Below are 19,005 nucleotides of genomic sequence, written 5' to 3' on the forward strand. Positions count from 1 at the left end.
GCGGTCGGTGACCGGGGCGCGGAACTACTTGAGCCAGGTGGCGAGCACGCGTTCGCACTCGCGGATCTCGGCGACCGGGACGTGCTCGTCGTCGGTGTGGGCGAGCAGCGGGTCGCCCGGCGCGTAGTTGACCGCCGGGATGCCGAGCTCGGCGAAGCGGGACACGTCGGTCCAGCCGAACTTCGCCGCGGGTTCCTTGCCCACCACGGCCAGGAATTCCGCGGCGGCCGGCTGGTCCAGGCCCGGGCGCGCGCCCGGCGCCTTGTCCCGGATCTCCAGGTCGTACCCGGCGAAGAGCTCCTGGAGGTAGGCGTACGCCTCGTCGATCGTGCGGTCGGGCGCGAACCGGTGGTTGATGTCGATGACGCATTCGTCGGGGACCACGTTGCCGGCCAGCCCGCCCTGGATGTTCACGGCGTTGAGGCCCTCGTGGTACTGCAGGCCGTCGACGACCGGGCGGCGCGCCTCGTACGCGGTGAGGATGGCGAGGATCGGCGCGGCGGCGTGGATCGCGTTGACCCCGCGCCACGAGCGGGCGGTGTGCGCGGCCCTGCCCTCGAGGGTGATCCGGACGCGCATCGTGCCCTGGCAGCCGCCCTCGACCGCGGCGTTCGAGGGCTCGCCGAGGATGGCGAAGTCGCCGGCCAGCCACTCGGGGTGGTTGCGCACGAGGCGGCCGAGCCCGTTCTTCACCGAGGCGACCTCCTCGTTGTCGTAGCAGACGAACGTGAGGTCGTGCTTCGGCTCGGTGACGGTGGCGGCGATGCGGAGCTGGGTGGCCAGGCCGGCCTTCATGTCGCAGGTGCCGCGGCCGTACAGCAGCTCGGCGTCACCCTCCCCGGTGGTCCAGGTGGGCAGGTTGTCCTTGATCGGCACGGTGTCGAGGTGCCCGGCGAGCACGATGCGGCGGTCCCGGCCGAGGTTCGTGCGCGCCACCACGGCGTCGCCGTCGCGCAGCACCTCGAGGTGGCCCAGCTTGCGCAGCGCGGCCTCGACCGCGTCGGCGATCGCGGCCTCCGCGCCGGAGACCGAGGGGATGTCGCAGAGCGCGCGGGTCAATGAGACAACATCATCGTGCAGGTCGAGCGTCATGGGGACGACCCTATCGTCGGGGTCCCCGCTGAATGTGAGGAGTGAGGCAGTGCCGGAGACCGAAGGTCCGACCAGGCTGTGGGGTGGCCGGTTCGCCGGTGGACCGGCCGACGCGCTCGCGCGGCTGAGCGTCAGCGTGCACTTCGACTGGCGGCTGGCGCCGTACGACATCGCCGCGTCCCGGGCGCACGCGCGGGTGCTGGCCGGCGCGGGGCTGCTCGACGCCGACGAGCTCGGGCAGATGCTGGCGGCCCTCGACGACCTCGAGTCGGCGTGCGCGGCGGGGGAGTTCCGTCCGACGATCGAGGACGAGGACGTGCACACCGCCCTGGAGCGCGGGCTGCTGGAACGCCTCGGCGCGCTCGGCGGCAAGCTGCGCGCGGGCCGTTCCCGCAACGACCAGGTCGCCACGGACCTGCGGCTCTATCTGCGGGACCACGCCCGTGGGGTGGCCGCGGCGGTGGTCGAGCTGGCCGACGCGCTGATGGAGCAGGCCGGCCGGCACGTCGACACGCCCGCGCCGGGCCTGACCCACGTGCAGCACGCCCAGCCGGTCAGCTTCGGACACTGGCTGCTGGCCCACGTCCAGCCGCTGCTGCGCGACCTCGAGCGGCTGCGCGACTGGGACGAGCGCACGGCGATCTCCCCGCTCGGTTCCGGCGCGCTGGCCGGCTCGTCGCTGCCGCTGGACCCGGCCGCGGTCGCCAAGGAGCTCGGCTTCAAGGCGCCGGTGCAGAATTCCATGGACGGCGTCGCCGACCGTGACTTCGTGGCCGAGTTCCTCTTCATCACCAGCCTGATCGGCGTGCACCTGTCCCGCCTCGGCGAGGAGGTCGTGCTCTGGACCTCCACCGAGTTCGGCTGGGTGATCCTCGACGACGCGTTCGCCACCGGGTCGTCGATCATGCCGCAGAAGAAGAACGCCGACATCGCGGAACTGGCCCGCGGCAAGGCCGGTCGGCTGATCGGCGGCCTGGTCGCGGTGCTGACCATGCTCAAGGGGCTGCCGCTGACGTACGACCGCGACATGCAGGAGGACAAGGAGCCGGTCTTCGACGCGGTGGACACGCTGCAGCTGCTGCTGCCCGCGCTGGCCGGGATGATCTCCACGATGACCGTACGCGTGGACCGGCTGGCGGCGGCGGCGCCGGTCGGCTTCTCGCTGGCCACCGAGGTCGCCGACTGGCTGGTCCGCAAGGGGGTCCCGTTCCGTGACGCCCACGAGATCACCGGCCGGCTCGTCGCGCTGTGCGCGGCCCGCGAGTGCGAGCTCGAGGACGTCAGCGACGACGACCTGAAGACGGTCAGCGAGCACCTCGACCCGTCCGTACGCCAGGTCCTGTCGGTCCGCAGCGCGCTCGCCGGCCGCACGACGCCCGGCTCGACCGGCCCGGGCCCGGTCGCCGACCAGCTCCAGACGGCGTCGGACAAGCTCGACGGCTGGCGCGAGTGGGCGATCGAACGGGTCGTCCCGCGCTGAGGTCCGGCCGCGGCCGGGGGTGCGCGCGCATTCGCCCCCGGCCGCGACGCTGGTTCAGCGCTGCAGGGTGAGCACGCCGGGCCGGTAGGGCAGCTTGCCGTAGTCGCCCCCGCTGCTGGGTGAGCGGCCCTGGTAGAGCAGTTGCAGGTTGCACGGGTCGATGGTCATGGTCTGGTCGGCGGTCGCGCGGACGAGGTCGCCGTGGCTGATGTCGTTGGTCCAGGTGGCGCCGCTGTTGGCCTTGCCCGCGAACGGGTTGCTCTCGGTCGCGGCCTGCGGTGTCCACGTACCGCCCAGGCTGGTGGCGGTGAACGAGCGGAAGTAACGCCCGTTCGCGCCGATCGCCTCGACGATCATCAGGTACTGGTTCTGGCCCTGCACCTTGTACACCTGCGGCGCCTCGAACAGGTTGTTCGTGGAATCGCTCATGACCGTGGTGTACGAGGACCCGAAGCTGCCCGGGAAGTTCCCGATCGGCATGCCGGCCCGGTAGATCTTGCCGTTGTCCCCGGCGAAGAACAGGTACATGTTGGTGCCGTCACCGATCAGCGTCTGGTCGATCGGACCGGTGCCGGAGCCGGAGATGCTGCCGGTGAACAGCGTCTGCGCCGAGGACCAGCCGTTGGCGTTGGTCGGATCCGACGACGTCTTGTAGCTGAACGCGGTCGGACCCCACTGATAGGCCAGCACCCAGATGTTCTTGGGCGCGAAGTAGAACAGCGTCGGCGCGACCGTGCCCTGACCCATCGCGTTCTGGCTGGCCGAGGCCATGTCCGACCAGTTGGTGAACAGGCCGAAGTTCATCGACCCCCAGCTCGAACCGGTGTCGTGCGTGGTGGCGTACACCAGGTGCCGGCCGTTGTAGGGCACCGTCGTGAAGTCCTTCAACGACGCCCACCCCGAACGCGGCGTGGCCAGCGCACCCGTGGAACTCCACCGGTACGACGACGGCAACGTGCACGAACCACTCGGCGGCGGCGTCGTGGGCGGGGTGGTCGGCGGGGTGGTGGGTGTCGTGCCGCCCGTGCAGGTCACCCCGTTCAGCGAGAACGTGGTGGGTGCGGGGTTGCTGCCCGTCCAGGACCCCGTGAAGCCGAACGACGCCGTCCCGTTGGTCGCGATGGAGCCGTTGTAGCTCACGTTCTGCGCGGTCACCGCCGAGCCGCTCTGCGCCAGCGAGGTGTTCCACGCCTGGTTCACCGTCTGCCCGCCGGCGAACGACCACCGCAGCGCCCAGCTCGTCACGGGGTCGCCGAGGTTCGTGATCGACACGTCGGCGTTGAACCCGCCCTGCCACTGCGAGGACACGGCGTAGGTGACCGAGCACCCCGCTGCCGCGGCTTCCGCCGGCGTCGCGACGGTGACGGCGGTGGACGCCAGCAGCGTCACGCCGGCCGTCACCAGAGCGGCGCCGGTCGCTTTCCGTTTGCTCATCGAATTCTCCTGACAGGATGACGGCGTGCGCATTCGGGATGCTACGGGAGCGCTCCCAGAGACTCAATGAATGCTATTTCTCCAAGCCCGGTGAAAAACCGTTATGCCGGCGACTGGCAATGGGTCGTCTTATCCACGAGCTTGAATGCCAAGAAATCTGCTGGCAACGTGGAAGCGCTCCCACCGAGTCCGACCGAAGGAGATCAGGATGCCCCGCGCGCATCCGCGGCTGTGGATCGCCGCGAGCCTCGCCCTGGCGCTCAGCGTCGCCGGAATCTCCGTCGGCTCCAGCGCCCGGGCCGCAGCCGCCTGCCGGGTCACGTACACGGTGACCAACCAGTGGCAGGGCGGTTTCGGCGCCTCCGTGACCATCGACAACCTCGGTGACCCGCTGACCGGCTGGCGGCTCGGCTGGGCGTTCACCGCCGGGCAGACCGTCACCCAGCTGTGGAACGGCTCGGTCACCCAGTCCGGCTCGCAGGTGACAGTGACCAACGCCGAGTACAACGCGAACCTGCCCACCGGGGGGAGCGCTTCGTTCGGGTTCAACGGCGCGGCTACGTCCGGCAACCCGGCGCCGGCCGGCTTCACTCTGAACGGCGTGCCGTGCACCGGTGAGCCCGTCCCGTCGACCCCGCCGCCGACCACCCCGCCGCCGACGAACCCGTCCGCGCCGAGCACCTTCACCAATCCCGTGGTCTGGCAGGACTTCGCCGACGGCGACATCATCCGGGTCGGCGACGTCTACTACTACTCGGCGTCCACCATGCACTACTCGCCGGGCGCGCCGATCCTGCGCTCGTACGACCTGGTCAACTGGGAGTACGCCGGCCACTCGGTCCCGCGGCTGGACTTCGACTCGTCCGCGTACGACCTGAGCGGCGGGCGGGCGTACGTGAAGGGCATCTGGGCCTCGGCCTTCAACTACCGGCCCAGCAACAGCACGTACTACTGGCTCGGGTGCACGGAGTTCAACCGCACGTACGTCTACAGCTCGTCGTCGGTCAGCGGTGGCTGGACGAAGAAGGCCCGCATCAACAACTGCTACTACGACGCCGGCCTGCTGTTCGACAACGACACCCCGTACGTCGCCTACGGCAACACCACGATCAGCGTGGCCCAGCTGTCGTCCGACCTGACCTCCCAGGTCCGCGCCCAGACGGTGTACCAGACCCCGTCGAGCATCGGCACCCTCGAGGGCTCCCGCATGTACAAGCGCGGCAACTACTACTACATCTGGGTGACCCGCCCGGCCAACGGGCAGTACGTGCTGCGCTCGACCAGCCCGTGGGGCCCGTACGAGCAGCGCCAGGTCCTGCTGAACCTGCCCGGCCCGATCAGCGGCGGCGGGGTGCCGCACCAGGGCGGGCTCGTGCAGACCCAGAACGGCGACTGGTGGTACATGGCCTTCACCGACGCGTACCCCGGCGGCCGGATGCCGACCCTCGCGCCGATCACGTGGAGCGGCGACGGCTGGCCCGTCCTGCAGACCGTCGACGGCCGATGGGGCGCCAGCTACCCGCGCCCGAACCTGCCCTGGCACCCGCTGACGCCGATGACCGGCTCGGACTCCTTCGCCGGCACCACTCTCGGCCCGCAGTACGAGTGGAACCACAACCCGGACACCACCAAGGTCACGGTGAACAACGGGCTGCGGCTGTCGACCGCCACCGTCACCAACGACCTGTACAACGCCCGGAACACGCTGACCCGCCGGATCCAGGGCCCGTCGTCCACGGCGACCGTGCAGCTGGACTACTCGGCGATGGCCGACGGGGACCGTACCGGCCTGGCCATGCTGCGCGACTCCTCGGCCTGGATCGGCATCCGCAAGGACGGATCCACCACCCGGGTCTCGATGACCAACGGCCTCACCATGTCGACCAGCGGCTGGACCACCACCGGCACGGGCACCGAACAGGCCGGCGCCACCGTGAGCGGGGGCCGGATCTGGTTGCGGATCAACGCCGACATCCGGCCCGGATCCGGGCGCACCGCGCGGTTCTCGTACAGCACCGACGGCACGACGTTCACCACCCTGGGACCGGCGTTCACGCTCAACAACGATTGGCAGTTCTTCATGGGCTACCGCTTCGGCATCTTCAACTACGCCACCCGCAGCCTCGGCGGCGCGGTCACCGTCAACCAGTTCTCGGTCGTGACGCCGTGATGCCGGGACGGGGAGGTCGCGTGAAATCGCTGCTCGCCGTGGTCGGCGCGGCCCTGCTGCTGATCCTGGGGGCGCCGGTGCCGGCCCGCGCCGACAACCCCATCGTCCAGACCATCTACACCGCCGATCCGGCCCCGCTGGTGCACAACGACCGCGTCTACCTCTACACCGGACACGACGAGGACAACTCGACGTACTTCACGATGAAGGAGTGGCGGGTCTGGTCGTCCGCCGACATGGTGAACTGGACCGACCACGGCTCGCCCCTGGACCTGTCCGACTTCAGCTGGGCCGCGAGCAACGCCTGGGCGGGTCAGGCCGTCGAACGCAACGGCAGGTTCTACTGGTACGTCCCCATGACCACGAAGGCCACCGGCCGGATGGCCATCGGGGTGGCGGTCGCCGACAGCCCCACGGGACCCTTCCACGACGCGCTCGGGCATCCGCTCGTCGAGACCAACGAGATCGACCCGACCGTGTTCATCGACGACGACGGGCAGGCGTACCTCTACTGGGGCAACCCCAACCTCTGGTACGTCCGGCTCAACGCCGACATGATCTCGTATTCCGGCAGCCCGGCGAAGATCCCGCTGACCACCGCCGGCTTCGGCACCCGGACCGGGGACGCCAACCGGCCCACCCTCTTCGAGGAAGGCCCCTGGGTCTACAAGCGCAACAACCTCTACTACCTGGTGTACGCCGCGAAGTGCTGCTCGGAGTTCATCGCCTACTCGACGGCGCCCGGACCGCTCGGACCGTGGACCTACCGCGGCACCGTGATGCCCACCCAGGGCAGCAGCTTCACCAACCACCCGGGCGTCATCGACTTCGCCGGGAACTCGTACTTCTTCTACCACAACGGGGCGCTGCCGGGCGGTGGCGGATACACCCGCTCGGTCGCCGTCGAGAAGTTCAGCTACCGCTCGGACGGGACGATCCCGACCATCACCATGACGACGACCGGCGCGCCGCAGGTCGGCACGCTCGACCCGTACGTCCGGCAGGAAGCCGAGACGATCGCTTTCGAGTCCGGTGTGGAGACCGAGGCCGCCGGCGCGAGCGGCCGCGCGGTCAGCTTCATCGACAACGGCGACTGGATCAAGGTCAAGGGCGTCGCGTTCGGCGCGGGTGCGTCGGCGTTCACCGCCCAGGCCGCGTCCGCCACCTCCGGCGGCCGCATCGAGGTGCGGCTCGACGGCGCGACCGGCACTCTCGCGGGGACCTGCACCGTGCCCGGCACCGGAGGCTGGCAGACCTGGACCGGCGTGAGCTGCCCGGTGACGGCCACCGGCACGCACGACCTGTACCTGCGCTTCACCGGGGGCAGCGGCAGCCTGTTCAACCTCGACCGGTGGCAGTTCACCCGCGCCGGTACGCCCCCGCCGACCGACCCGCCGCCCACTGATCCGCCGCCGACCGATCCGCCCGCGAGCGCCGGTTGCACCGCCGCCTACCGCACCACCAACACCTGGTCCGGCGGCTTCCAGGCCGAGGTCACCGTGACGGCCGGAACCGCGCCGGTCAACGGATGGCGTGTCACCTGGACGGCCGCCGCCGGGCAGAGCATCTCCCAGGTCTGGAACGGCACGCTCAGCACCAGCGGTACGACCGTGACCGTCGGCAACGCGTCGTACAACGGCGCTCTGGCGGCAAGCGCGTCCACCACGTTCGGGCTGCTCGCCGGGGGCAGCCCGGGCACACCCTCGCTCACCTGCACAACCACCTGACAGCGATCCCCAGGAGTCACCGTGCTCAGACAACGGACGTCATCCCCATCCTCCGACCGAGTCCGCCGCCTCGCCGCCTCGGCGGGCGCCGCCGTCGCCGCGCTGGCACTGGGGGCGGCGATGGTGACCGGTGTGCTCGGTGGCACGGCCGCTGCGGCGCCGGCCGCCGCGGCGGTCACGGCCGGCTGCGGCAAGGCGCCGACGCTGACCAGTGGCACCCGGACGATCTCGAGCGGCGGGCAGAACCGGACGTACATCCTGCGCGTCCCGGACGGCTACGACCGGAACCGGCCGTACAAGCTGATCTTCGCCTTCCACTGGCTGAACGGGACCGCCCAGGACGTGGCGAGCGGCGGCTCCGCCGGCGCGGTGTGGGCGTACTACGGGCAACAGCAGTTGTCGGACAACAGCGCGATCCTCGTCGCGCCGCAGGGCATCGACAACGGATGGGCGAACACCGGCGGCCGGGACCTCGCTCTCGTCGACGCGCTCACCTCGCTGATCGAGGGTGACCTGTGTGTCGACACCTCGCAGCTGTTCGCCACCGGCTGGAGCTACGGCGGGGCGATGAGCTACGCCGTCGCGTGCGCCCGCCCGACCGTGTTCCGCGCGGTCGCCGTCATGTCCGGCGCCAACCTGAGCGGATGCTCCGGGGGCACCCAGCCGGTCGCCTATCTCGGCATCCACGGCACGCACGACAGCGTGCTCGACATCTCGCTCGGCCGCCAGCTGCGTGACACCTTCGTGCGCAACAACGGGTGCACGCCGCAGAACCCGCCCGAGCCGGCCCGGGGCAGCCTGAGCCACATCGTGACCGCGTACTCCGGGTGCCGCGCCGGCTATCCGGTGACCTGGGCCGCGTTCGACGGCGACCACACCCCCGAGCCGGTGGACGGGACCACGAGCACGAACGGCGCCCGTACCTGGACCGGCGGCGAGATCTGGCGGTTCTTCTCGCAGCTGCCCAGCACCACCACGCCGCCCTCGTCCCCGTCCACGCCGCCGTCCTCGCCGTCCACGCCCCCGTCCTCGCCGTCCACACCCCCGTCCGGGCAGCCCCGCGCCTGTACCGCCACCCTCAAGGTGGTCAACACCTGGCAGGGCGGCTTCCAGGCGGACGCCACGGTGACCAGCACCGGCACGGCGGCCACGACCGGATGGCGGGTGAGCTGGACGCTGCCGGCCGGCCAGACGATCAGCCAGGTCTGGAACGGTTCGCTGAGCACCGCGGGCGGTACGGCCACCGTGACCAACGCGTCGTACAACGGGGCGCTGGCACCCGGTGCCGGAACCACCTTCGGCATGCTCGTCAACGGAACCCCGGGAACCACGCCGGCCCTGGCCTGCGCCGCGCAGTAACACCGAGCACCCCCCGGCCGGCCACCTTCGCGGTGGCCGGCCGGTCAGTGCGTGGACGTGATGGCGTCCCGGATCGCTTGCGCGTCGCTGTCGAGGAACGCCCTTTCGCGTTGCGGCGGTACGGCCTTGAGGGTCCAGCCGTCCCCCGCGTAGCGCGGGATGACGTGCAGATGGAAGTGGAACACCGTCTGGAAGGCGACCTCGCCGTCGCAGAGCAGGACGTTGATTCCCTCGCAATCCAGGCTCGAGCGTCGCAGTGCCCGTGCCAGGTCATGACCGACCGACCACACGTGGGTGCTCGTGGCCTTGCCGAGGTCCTCGAGGCCCACCGCATGCCGGCGTGGCACGACGAGCAGATGGCCGGGCGTGACCGGGTTCAGATCCATGAAGGCGACGACGGTGTCGTCCTCGTACACCATGCTGGCCTCGGCCCGACGCGCCGCGACGGCGCAGAAGATGCACTTCTGCGCCGCCGCGGCCGAACCGGTCGTCAGGTCCGCGACCACCTCTGGTTCGCGGCGGCCGTGCAGGTCCAGAGCAGCACGACCGTGCCGTTCGCGGTCAGGTTGTGGTCCACGTCGAGGCACAGCCCGGAGGCTACGCCGCGGATCGTGCCGTCGCTGCCGAACGTCCACTGCTGGTTGGTGCCGCCGTTGCAGTCCCACAGCTGCACCTTCGTGCCCGCGGTGGCGTTCGCCGGGGTGTCCAGGCACTTGCCGAGCGCCTGGAGGGTCTGACCGGTCTGGGTCCAGCGCTGGTTGGCGCCGCCGTTGCAGTCCCAGATGACGGGCTGGGTGCCGTTGGCGGTCGCGCTGTTCGGGACGTCCAGGCACCGTCCCGACGCGGCGCCCACGAGCGTCGTCGTGCCGGCGGGCGGTGTGCCGGTGCCGCCGCCGCTGACCCGGTACACCACCGTGCCGTGCCCCGGTACGGAGGCGCTGATGGTCCCCGTGCTCGTGCCGGTCGCACCGCTCCAGGCGTCGGTCAGGACGAACGAGCTGCCCGACTTGCCGACCGCCGCCGCCGTGGTGGAGACGGTCGTGGTGCCGCTGCCCTGGTTGAACAGGGCGACCGCGACGTCGCCGTTCGCGAGCCTCTTCGCCAGCACGCGGCGGGTGCCGTCGTTGCTGACCTGGGTCGCCTGCAGCCCGAGCGAGTCCTGGTTGATCGCGATCAGGTTCTCGTTCTCGAGGATCGTGCGGGTGGCGGAGCTCATCGACCGGATGTCGTTGCCGGCGATCAGCGGCGAGGCCATCATGGCCCACAGCGCGAAGTGGCTGCGCTGCTCGGTGTCGCTCATGCCGCCGCGGCCGACCTCCATCATGTCGGGGTCGTTGAACTGGCCGGGCCGTGCGTACCCGGCCAGCGGCACGGTGACGTTGACGATGTTCTGGATACCCATCGGGTACCCGTTGGTCTGCCCGGTGTCCCAGGCGTTCGTGATGTCCTCGGTCGTACGCCACATGTTCGCGACGTCGCTCCAGTTGCGCTGCGGGCCGGTCTTGGCGTGAATGCTGTTGGGGTTGATGCTGTAGACGATCGGCCGGCCCGTCGCGGCCAGCGCGTCGCGCATCTTCGCGAACGTCGTGACCTGGTCGTTGATGGACCCGTTGGGGGAGCACCAGTCGTACTTCAGGTAGTCGACGCCCCAGGCGGAGAACTGCCGCGCGTCCTGGGCCTCGTGGCCCTGGCTGCCGGTCGCGCCGGGATAGCTGCCGAAGTACTGGGCGCATGTCTTGTCGACGGGCACCTGGTAGAGGCCGAACTTCAGCCCCTTGCCGTGCAGGTAGTCGCCGAGCGCCTTCATCCCGCTCGGGAACCGGCTCGGATCGCCCTGCAGGTTCCCGGAGCCGTCGCGGTTCGGGTTGAACCAGCAGTCGTCGACCACGACGTACTGGTAGCCGCGATCGCGCATGCCGGTGCTGACGATCGCGTCCGCCATCTGCCGGATCAGCGTCTCGTTGATGCTGCAGCCGAAGGTGTTCCAGCTGTTCCAGCCCATCGGCGGGGTACGCGCCACGCCGTTGTCCAGCGCCTGCGCGGCGGACGGGGCGAGCACGGCGGTCCCGGCGCCGGACAGCAGGAGCAGGCCCGCGGCGAGCATGGTCTTCAGGCGTTTCATGGTCATCTCCTCGTCCAGCGCTGGTTCGCGGCGGCGGTGCAGGTCCACAGCACGACGGTGGTCCCGTTGGCCGTGCCGCCGCCGTTGACGTCGAGGCACAGTCCGGACTGCTGGTTGCGGATGGTGCCGTCGGCGTTGACGGTCCACTGCTGGTTGGTCCCGCCGTGGCAGTCCCACATCTGGGCCTTGGCGCCGGCGGTTGCGCCGGTGGGCGCGTCGAGACACTTGCCGAGCGACCGCAGGGTCTGCCCGTCGGCCGTCCAGCGCTGGTTCGCCGCGCCGCTGCAGTCCCAGATGATCGGCTGGACACCGTTGGCGGTGCTGCTGCCGGGCACGTCGAGGCAGCGCCCGGAGGCCGCACCGACCAGCGCGGATCCGGTGGTGGTGGCCGGGTCGCCGATCGTGCCCGGTACGGAGCGCAGGGCCGCGTACCAGGTGGCGGCCATCTTGTCGTAGCCGCCGGCGGTGGGGTGGATGCCGTCGATGAGGTCGGCGGCGGTGAGGGCGGCGTGCATGTCGACGAGGTGGACGTGCCGGCCGGCGTTCACCTTGCTCTGCACGATGCCGGGGACGGCGGCGTTGAACGTACGGGCCGCCGACTCCTGGCCCGCGTTGCCGAGCGGGATGATCGTCGCGACGAACACGTCGGCCGAGGGCGCGGCGGTGGTGATGTGGTCGATCAGCGTGGAGAGCCGGCCCGGGGCACCCGGGACGTTGTAGTTCTGCAGGATGTCGTTCGTGCCGATGTGCAGCAGCACCGTGCGCGGGTTCGTGGCGCCCAGCCAGCCGGCGATGTTCGCGTCGATCTGGTCGATCCGCCACCCGGGATGGCCCTCGTGGTCGTGGTCGCCGAGGGCGGCGGGCCCGTTGTACTGCGACCCGACGAAGTCGACCCGGTAACCGGCGCCGGCGAGGCGCTGCCAGAGGCCGATGCGGTAGCCGCCGGGAACCTGCGTCCCCTCGGTGATCGAGTCGCCCAGCGGCATCACCCGGACGCCTCCGTTGGACTCCGCGGCGGCGGCGCCGGGGTGGGCCGCCAGGCCGGCCGCGGTGACCATGGCGGCCAGCACGGCTCCGGCGAGCCATCGTTTCCTTCGGTGCATGTCAGCTTCTCCTTCGGGGGGCGGGAAAAGGCGGATGTGGCTACGGCGCGCTCGGAATGAGAACGGTAACAACACGCATTGTGGAGGTTGCCAGAATGTTTCAATGCATTCAAGGGCATCAACGCGTACGGAAAGGATCCGGGATTATCGCCGTTTTCTGTTATGTCGCGGCCGGCTCGACGGTCGTCCGCGAACGGCGGCCTCACCGCTTGACGCCGCATCCCGCGTCGAGCACATTGGACCGGCGCGACTGCCCGGCCCGGTGCGACGACGGTGATGTGGGATGAGAGCTGGCGGCACGATCGACACGGGCACGGTGGGCGCGGCCCGCTCCGGTGACCGGCGCGCCATCGAGGAGCTGGTGGCGATCGGCCTGCCGCTGGTGTACTCGGTCGTCCGGCGGGCGCTGGACACCGATGACATCGATGACGTGGTCCAGGACGTCATGGTGCGGGCCCTGCGCGGGCTTCCCGACCTCCGCCGGCCGGAGAGCTTCCGGAGCTGGCTGACCGCGATCGCCGTCCACGAGATCGGCACCCACCTGCAGCGCCGCGACACCGCCGCCCGGCGGAGCGCGCCCCTGGACGTCATGGCCGGTACGCCCGACCAGGGCGCGGAGTTCGAGAACCTGACCGCGCTGCACCTCGGCTTGTCCTCGCAGCGGCAGCAGGTCCGGCATGCGGGTTACTGGCTCGACCCCGAGGACCGGGTGGTGCTGTCGCTGTGGCTGCTGGAAACCGCCGGCGAGCTGACCCGCGCCGACCTGGCGGCTGCGCTCGGCATCAGCGTCGCCCACGCCGGGGTCCGGGTGCAGCGGATGCGCCAGCAACTGGACGCCGGCCGGGAGATCGTGGCCGTGCTCGAGAACGGACCGGCCTGCGCCGCGCTCGACGCGGTGATCGGCCAGTGGGACGGCGTCCCCGGCCCGCTGTGGCGCAAACGGCTCGCCCGGCACATCCGGTCCTGCGGGATCTGCCGTCCGTCCGCTGACGCGATGATCCCGGTGGAGCGGCTGCTGCCCGGGCTGGCGCTGCTGCCCGTACCCGCCGGCCTGGCGGCCGCCGTCATCGGCAAGAGCGGGGTGGCGGCCACCTCGGCGGCGGCGCTGGCCACGAGCTCGGCCACCTCGGGCGGCCTCGGCGTCAAGGCCGGCCTCATCGGCCAGCTCGTCCAGGCCGTGACGGCACACCCCATCGCCGCGTCGATCGCGGCCGGGGTCGTCGCCGCGGTCGCCGCCGTGACGGTGACGAGCCTGCCCGAACCCGCCCCGCGCGCCCCCCAGGTGATCGCGGCGCCCACTTCGTCCTCCGCCGCGCCCGCGGTGCCCGGTCCGCGGCCCTCATCGCACAGGCCGGCCACGGCCAGGCCGTCCGCCACCGCTCCCGGCGTGCCGATTGCCGGGCGGCCGCTGTCACTCGAGTCCGGCGACCGTCCCGGCCTGTTCGTCACGACCGCCGGCGACCTCGGCATCCTCGCGCCGGTCCGGGCGGCCGGCAGCCGAACAGCGCGGCGCCAGGCCACCTTCACGGCGGTCGAAGGCCTGGCGGACCGCACGTGCTTCTCGTTCCGTGCCCGGGACGGCCGCTACCTGCGGCACGCGTCGTGGCGCCTGCGGCTCGACGGTGACCAGAAGACCCCGCTGTTCCGCGGCGATGCGACATTCTGCGTGCGCAGCCGCCTGCAGGGCGCGATCGCCCTGGAATCGGCCAACTATCCGGGCTGGTTCCTGCACCGGCGCGGCGACGAGCTCTGGGTGGACCAGCAGAACGGCAGCGCCGCCTTCCGGGCCGAGACGTCGTTCCGTACGAGGGCGGCGCTGGCTGACTGACCGCGAATGGCTACGTCAGGGGTGCTATCGCGGCCGATGCCCCCTGACGTACTTTCACCGGCTGGTCAGCGGCGCCGGGGTTTCGAGCTCGGCGTGGCGCTGGTCGGGGAGTGCGGCGGCCTCGCCCTGCGGGCTGCGAAAGCGGCGGACGAGCGGCAGCGCGACCGCCACCAGGACCGCCAGCCCGGTCACGATGCCGACCGTCGCCGTCGGCACGTCGAGCAGCTTGAGCGAGCTCGCCAGCAGCACGATCACCAGCGCCGTGCGGATGATGCCGCCCGGGGCCCGGGACGAGATGCGGGCGCCGATCAGCACGCCGGGGATCGAGCCGACCAGGACCGCCGCGGCCAGGTCGAGCTTCAGGTCGCCGAAGAAGGCGTGCCCCAGGGCCGCCGACATCACCAGCGGGATCGCCTGCACCAGGTCGGTGCCGACCAGGTCGTTGGCGCGCAGCTTCGGGTACAGGGCGAGCAGTGCGACGATGATGAGCGAGCCGGAGCCGACGCTGGTCAGCCCCACGATCAGCCCGCCGCCCGCGCCCAGCAGGAGCGTCGGGATCGGCCGTACGGTGATCGGCGCGGGCGGCCCGTCGCCGCGGTGGCGCCGGCTCACCCAGGCCTTGAGCAGGAGACCGCCGGCGGCGAGCAGGAGCGCCACGCCGAGCGAGACCTTGATCGTGTGCTGCACGGCCTCGTCGTCGCCGAGCAGGCGCAGCAGGAGCACCCCGAGGAAGGCGCTGGGCACGCTGCCGGCGCAGAGCCAGGCGACGAGCCGCCAGTTCACCGTGCCGCGCCGGGCGTGCACGAAGCCACCGAACGGCTTCATCACCGCGCTGGCCGCGAGGTCGCTGGAGACCGCGGCCACCGGCGGGACGCCGAAGACGAGAACGAGGATGGGGGTCATCAGCGCGCCCCCGCCCATGCCGGTCAGTCCGACCACGATGCCGACGCCGAGTCCGGCGAGCGCCAGGGTGAGATCCATCGGTCGAGTCTCGGCGAGAATCCCTTCCTTGTCTACTAACTGGGTCGAGTTTATGGAGTTTTAACGGTGCCGTCCCAGCGTGTGAAACGCCCGGTCGGCGCGTCGGGGTGAAACTGAGCGAATCGCCCAGCCGGTCGGTCGACCCCGGGGCCGGGCCGGCGGCACGGGCTGCCGCGGCGGCCGATGCGCGCCGCGCCGCGCCGCGCCGCGCCGGGTCGTGCTGGGTCGCGTCGCGCCGGGCCGGGCCGCGCCGATCGGGACCGGCCGCGCCGATCGGGACCGGCCGCGCGTCGCGCCGGCCGTGCGCCTCCGCAACCCATGTGACCGCTAACAGCGAACCCACAGACTCCGCGTTGCCGGGATGTTACGCCTTGACGATCGAAATGTTAGCGATAACACTGCAGGGACGCATCGATCGACGATGATCCTCCGGAGGGTGCCATGGTGGTCCGGCCCGTGCCCGATCCCGCCCACCGGGGCCGCATCGAGCTGCGCCAGCTCCGCTATCTCGTGACCCTCGCCGAGGAGCTGCACTTCGGCCGGGCCGCCGCGCGCGAGCACATCGCGCCCTCGGCGCTCAGTGCGCAGGTGCAGCGGCTCGAGCGGGCGGTGGGGGTGCTGCTGGTGGACCGTACGAGCCGGGCTGTGGCGCTCACCGAGGCGGGCGTCCGGCTGGTCGTCGAGGCGCGGCAGATCCTCGAGCACGTCGACCGGGCGGCGGTCCTCGCCCAGGGCATGGTGCCCGCCGCGCCCACGCTGCGGGTCGGGGTGCTCGACGAGGGGTACGACGCCGTCCGGCCGGTGCTGCGTGCGGTGCAGGCGCGCCATCCCGACCTGGAGATCCATCAGGTGCAGGCGGGCGTACCGGAGCAGTGCCGGTTGCTGGCCGACGGGCGGCTGGACATCGGCGTGGGGCGGCTGCCCGGCGGCTCGCCCGGGATCGCCGCCGAGATGTTCCGGCTGGAGCCGCTCGGGGTGCTGGTCGCGGCGCAGCACCCGTACGCCGGTCTGCCGCGCGTCCCGGTCGCCCGGCTCAACGGCGAGACGCTGCTGATGGCCGACGAGGAGCTGGCGCCGGAGTTCAACGCGTTCGTGGCGGAGGTGTGCCGGTCGGCCGGCTTCTTCCCGTCGCTGTTCCCGGGCAGCGTGCAGACGCTGCGCGCGGCGGTGGACCTGGTCGCGCAGGGCCGGTGTGTGCTCTGCACCCCGGCGTCGACGGCGACCTGGTCACCGGAGGTGGTGTGGCGGCCGCTGGGACCGTCGGTGCCCCGCTACCCGTGGTCGATCCTGTGGCGCGCTCACGAGCCGTCGCGTCCCGTTCTCGACGTGATCGCGACGGCCCGCCGCCTGGCCGCGGAACACGGCTGGCGACGGCAGACCGCCACGGAGATGGCCAGCTAGCTGAGCCGGAGCATGTTCCAGGACAGCGGCGGGAGCACGGCCTGCAGACGGCCCCCGTCGAGCTTCGGGTCGTCCAGGGCCCGCGGCTTCACCCGGTCGGGCTCGGCGGCGGTGTTCACCGCGTCCGGGTCGTCGTCGAACAGCGCCGTGTGGGTGGCCGCCGACAGCGCAGGCAGCGACCGTACGTCCACGTCCACGCTCATCGGCGTCGTCTGCGACCGGTTCACCGCGAAGATCACGACCTGGTCGCCGGAGCGTACGGCCGCGGCGTCGAGCAGCGGCACCTCGCCGTGCCGGGCGGTCTCGTGCACCGGCGACTCGAGGGCGAGCTGCAGCACCGTGCCCTTGCCGTGCGCCGCGGTCAGCGCGAACGGGTGGAACGACGCCTGTCGCCACGCCGCCCCGCCCGGCTCGGTCATGATCGGGGCGATCACGTTGACGAGCTGCGCGAGGCAGCCGATGCGGACCCGGTCGGCGTGCCGCAGCAGGCTGATCAGCAGGTTGCCGACCACGACCGCGTCGGTGACCGAGTAGACGTCCTCGATCAGCCGGGGCCGCTCGCGCACCTCCAGGTTGGTCTCGCCCTCGAAGCGGCTCAGGTACCAGACGTTCCACTCGTCGAACGAGACGTTGATCCGCTTCTTGTGCCGGCCCACGGCGCGTACGTGGTCGGCGGTCGCCACGAGCTCCTCGATGAAGGCGTCCATGTCGGTGGCCGAGGCGAGGAAGCTGTCCCGGTCGTCGCCGTGCTGCTCGTAGTACGCGTGCGCCGACACGTAGTCGACCGCGTCGTACGCCTCGGCGAGCACCGTCGCTTCCCAGCTGCCGAACGTGGGCATCTGCCGGCCGGAGCTGCCGCACGCGACCAGCTCGATCGAGGGGTCGACCTGGCGCATCGCCTTGGCCGTCTCCAGCGCGAGGCGGGCGTACTCGTGGGCGGTCTTGTGCCCGATCTGCCAGGGGCCGTCCATCTCGTTGCCCAGGCACCAGGTCCTGATCCCGTACGGCTCCCCGCCGCGCAGGTCCGACCAGTACGTGCCACCGGGCAGGTTGCAGTACTCGACGAGGGAACGGGCCGCGTCGATGCCCCGCGTGCCCAGGTTGACGGCCATCAGCGGTTCGACGCCGGCCGTCCGCGCCCACGCCACGAACTCGTCCACGCCGACCTGGTTCGTCTCCAGCGAGCGCCACGCCAGGTCCAGCCGGGTGGGCCGCTCGGAGACCGGCCCGATGCCGTCCTCCCAGCGGTAGCCGGAGACGAAGTTGCCGCCCGGGTACCGGACGATCGGCACCCCGAGCTCGCGGACGAGCGCGGTGGTGTCGGTCCGGAACCCTCGCTCGTCGGCGTGCGGGTGGCCCGGCTCGTAGATGCCGGTGTAGACGCAGCGGCCCATGTGCTCGACGAACGAGCCGTAGAGCCGCGGGTCCACCTCGCCGATCCGGTAGGCGGGGTCCACGGTCAGGGAGGCGGAGTGCATGGTCACCCTTTCAGGCCGGTGCCGGCGATGCCTTCGACGATGTTGCGCTGGAACAGCAGGAACACGGCGACGAGGGGGATCGCGCCGAGGATCGCGGACGCCATCGTGTCCGCGTACCGGATGCCGAACGAGCCCTGCACCGTGGCGAGGCCGACCGGAACCGTCATGATGTCAGGGTTGCTGAGCACGAGCAGCGGCCACAGCAGGTCGTTCCACGACCCCACGAACGTGAAGATCGCGACCGCGGCGACCGCCGGGCGGGCCAGCGGCATGATGATCCGCCGGTAGATCCGCAGGAAGCCGGCGCCGTCCATCCGGGCCACCTCCTCCAGTTCCCGCGGCAGGCCGTCGAAGAACTGCTTGAAGATGAACACGGCGATCGCGGTGGGTATCTGCGGGAGGCTGACCGCCCAGAACGTGTTGAGCAGCCCGAACGAGTCCATCTCCCGGAACTGCGGCACGATCAGCACCTGGCTGGGGATCATGATGCCGGCCAGCACGAACCAGAACACCAGGTTGCGGTGCCGGAACCGCAGCCGGGACAGGGCGTACGCGGCCAGGCTGCCGGTGAGCACCGCGCCCACGGCGGTGAGCGTGGAGATGAACAGGCTCGAGCCGAACCAGCGGAGGATGTCGGTGTCCCGCAGCGTGCGGCTGAACGCGCCGAGGGTCGGGTTGTCGATCAGCCACGTCGTCTTCGTGGTCTCGGCGTTTGGCTTGAGCGCCGTGTCCAGCGCCCACAGCAGCGGTACGAGCCACAGCAGGGCGAAGGCGATCAGCACGCCGGCGCAGATGCGGTTGAAGAGCTTGAGGCGGGTCTCGATGCTCAC

General features: G+C 71.2%; 14 protein-coding genes. 6 read left to right on the top strand and 8 right to left on the bottom strand.

The window, feature by feature from the left end:
• Window positions 1-24: 24 nt before the first annotated feature.
• A complete protein-coding gene (gene dapE, locus COUCH_RS13725; protein ID WP_249612458.1) occupies window positions 25-1,092 on the bottom strand; it encodes a succinyl-diaminopimelate desuccinylase in 1,068 nt (355 codons plus the stop codon).
• On the opposite strand from dapE, the gene argH reads away from it, so the two are divergent.
• A complete protein-coding gene (argH, locus tag COUCH_RS13730; RefSeq protein WP_249612459.1) occupies window positions 1,091-2,572 on the top strand; it encodes an argininosuccinate lyase in 1,482 nt (493 codons plus the stop codon). The genes dapE and argH overlap by 2 nt on opposite strands.
• Before the next feature lie 54 nt (window positions 2,573-2,626).
• Here the strand turns inward: argH and COUCH_RS13735 are convergent, their stop codons facing one another.
• Entirely contained in the window at window positions 2,627-4,006 is a 1,380-nt protein-coding gene (locus tag COUCH_RS13735; RefSeq protein ID WP_249612460.1) for a non-reducing end alpha-L-arabinofuranosidase family hydrolase, read from the bottom strand.
• 208 nt (window positions 4,007-4,214) lie between these two features.
• Between COUCH_RS13735 and COUCH_RS13740 the strand changes: the two genes are divergently transcribed.
• The 3 genes from COUCH_RS13740 (at window position 4,215) to COUCH_RS13750 (ending at window position 9,262) form a co-directional block, all read left to right on the top strand.
• On the top strand, window positions 4,215-6,176 hold the full coding sequence (locus COUCH_RS13740; protein WP_249612461.1) for a family 43 glycosylhydrolase: 1,962 nt from the start codon (window positions 4,215-4,217) through the stop codon (window positions 6,174-6,176).
• Window positions 6,176-7,903, top strand: a complete 1,728-nt coding sequence (locus COUCH_RS13745; RefSeq protein WP_249612462.1) for a family 43 glycosylhydrolase — start codon at window positions 6,176-6,178, stop codon at window positions 7,901-7,903. Before COUCH_RS13740 ends, COUCH_RS13745 begins: the two co-directional genes overlap by 1 nt.
• A 120-nt stretch (window positions 7,904-8,023) precedes the next feature.
• Window positions 8,024-9,262 carry a cellulose binding domain-containing protein gene (locus tag COUCH_RS13750; protein ID WP_249613694.1) on the top strand — a complete coding sequence of 413 codons (1,239 nt, stop codon included), beginning with the start codon at window positions 8,024-8,026 and terminating at the stop codon, window positions 9,260-9,262.
• Between the two features lie 44 nt (window positions 9,263-9,306).
• Here the strand turns inward: COUCH_RS13750 and COUCH_RS13755 are convergent, their stop codons facing one another.
• The 3 genes from COUCH_RS13755 to COUCH_RS13765 are packed head-to-tail and all read right to left on the bottom strand — an operon-like array spanning window position 9,307 to window position 12,487.
• Entirely contained in the window at window positions 9,307-9,768 is a 462-nt protein-coding gene (locus tag COUCH_RS13755; RefSeq protein WP_249612463.1) for an HIT family protein, read from the bottom strand.
• Entirely contained in the window at window positions 9,753-11,366 is a 1,614-nt protein-coding gene (locus COUCH_RS13760) for a glycoside hydrolase family 27 protein (RefSeq protein ID WP_249613695.1), read from the bottom strand. Before COUCH_RS13760 ends, COUCH_RS13755 begins: the two co-directional genes overlap by 16 nt.
• 20 nt (window positions 11,367-11,386) lie before the next feature.
• Complete coding sequence (locus COUCH_RS13765; RefSeq protein WP_249612464.1) at window positions 11,387-12,487, bottom strand: ricin-type beta-trefoil lectin domain protein; 1,101 nt, start codon at window positions 12,485-12,487, stop codon at window positions 11,387-11,389.
• Between the two features lie 283 nt (window positions 12,488-12,770).
• Between COUCH_RS13765 and COUCH_RS13770 the strand changes: the two genes are divergently transcribed.
• Complete coding sequence (locus COUCH_RS13770; protein WP_249612465.1) at window positions 12,771-14,315, top strand: sigma-70 family RNA polymerase sigma factor; 1,545 nt, start codon at window positions 12,771-12,773, stop codon at window positions 14,313-14,315.
• Window positions 14,316-14,369: 54 nt separating this feature from the next.
• Here the strand turns inward: COUCH_RS13770 and COUCH_RS13775 are convergent, their stop codons facing one another.
• A complete protein-coding gene (locus COUCH_RS13775) occupies window positions 14,370-15,296 on the bottom strand; it encodes a sulfite exporter TauE/SafE family protein (RefSeq protein ID WP_249612466.1) in 927 nt (308 codons plus the stop codon).
• 441 nt (window positions 15,297-15,737) lie between these two features.
• On the opposite strand from COUCH_RS13775, the gene COUCH_RS13780 reads away from it, so the two are divergent.
• Window positions 15,738-16,697: a LysR family transcriptional regulator gene (locus COUCH_RS13780; protein ID WP_249612467.1), complete on the top strand. Its 960-nt coding sequence runs from the start codon at window positions 15,738-15,740 to the stop codon at window positions 16,695-16,697.
• On the opposite strand, the gene COUCH_RS13785 is transcribed toward COUCH_RS13780, so the two are convergent.
• A complete protein-coding gene (locus COUCH_RS13785; RefSeq protein ID WP_249612468.1) occupies window positions 16,694-18,175 on the bottom strand; it encodes an alpha-N-arabinofuranosidase in 1,482 nt (493 codons plus the stop codon). The genes COUCH_RS13780 and COUCH_RS13785 overlap by 4 nt on opposite strands.
• 2 nt (window positions 18,176-18,177) lie before the next feature.
• Window positions 18,178-19,005: a carbohydrate ABC transporter permease gene (locus tag COUCH_RS13790; protein ID WP_249612469.1), complete on the bottom strand. Its 828-nt coding sequence runs from the start codon at window positions 19,003-19,005 to the stop codon at window positions 18,178-18,180.

This window comes from Couchioplanes caeruleus (assembly GCF_023499255.1).
Taxonomy (GTDB): Bacteria; Actinomycetota; Actinomycetes; order Mycobacteriales; family Micromonosporaceae; genus Actinoplanes; species Actinoplanes caeruleus_A.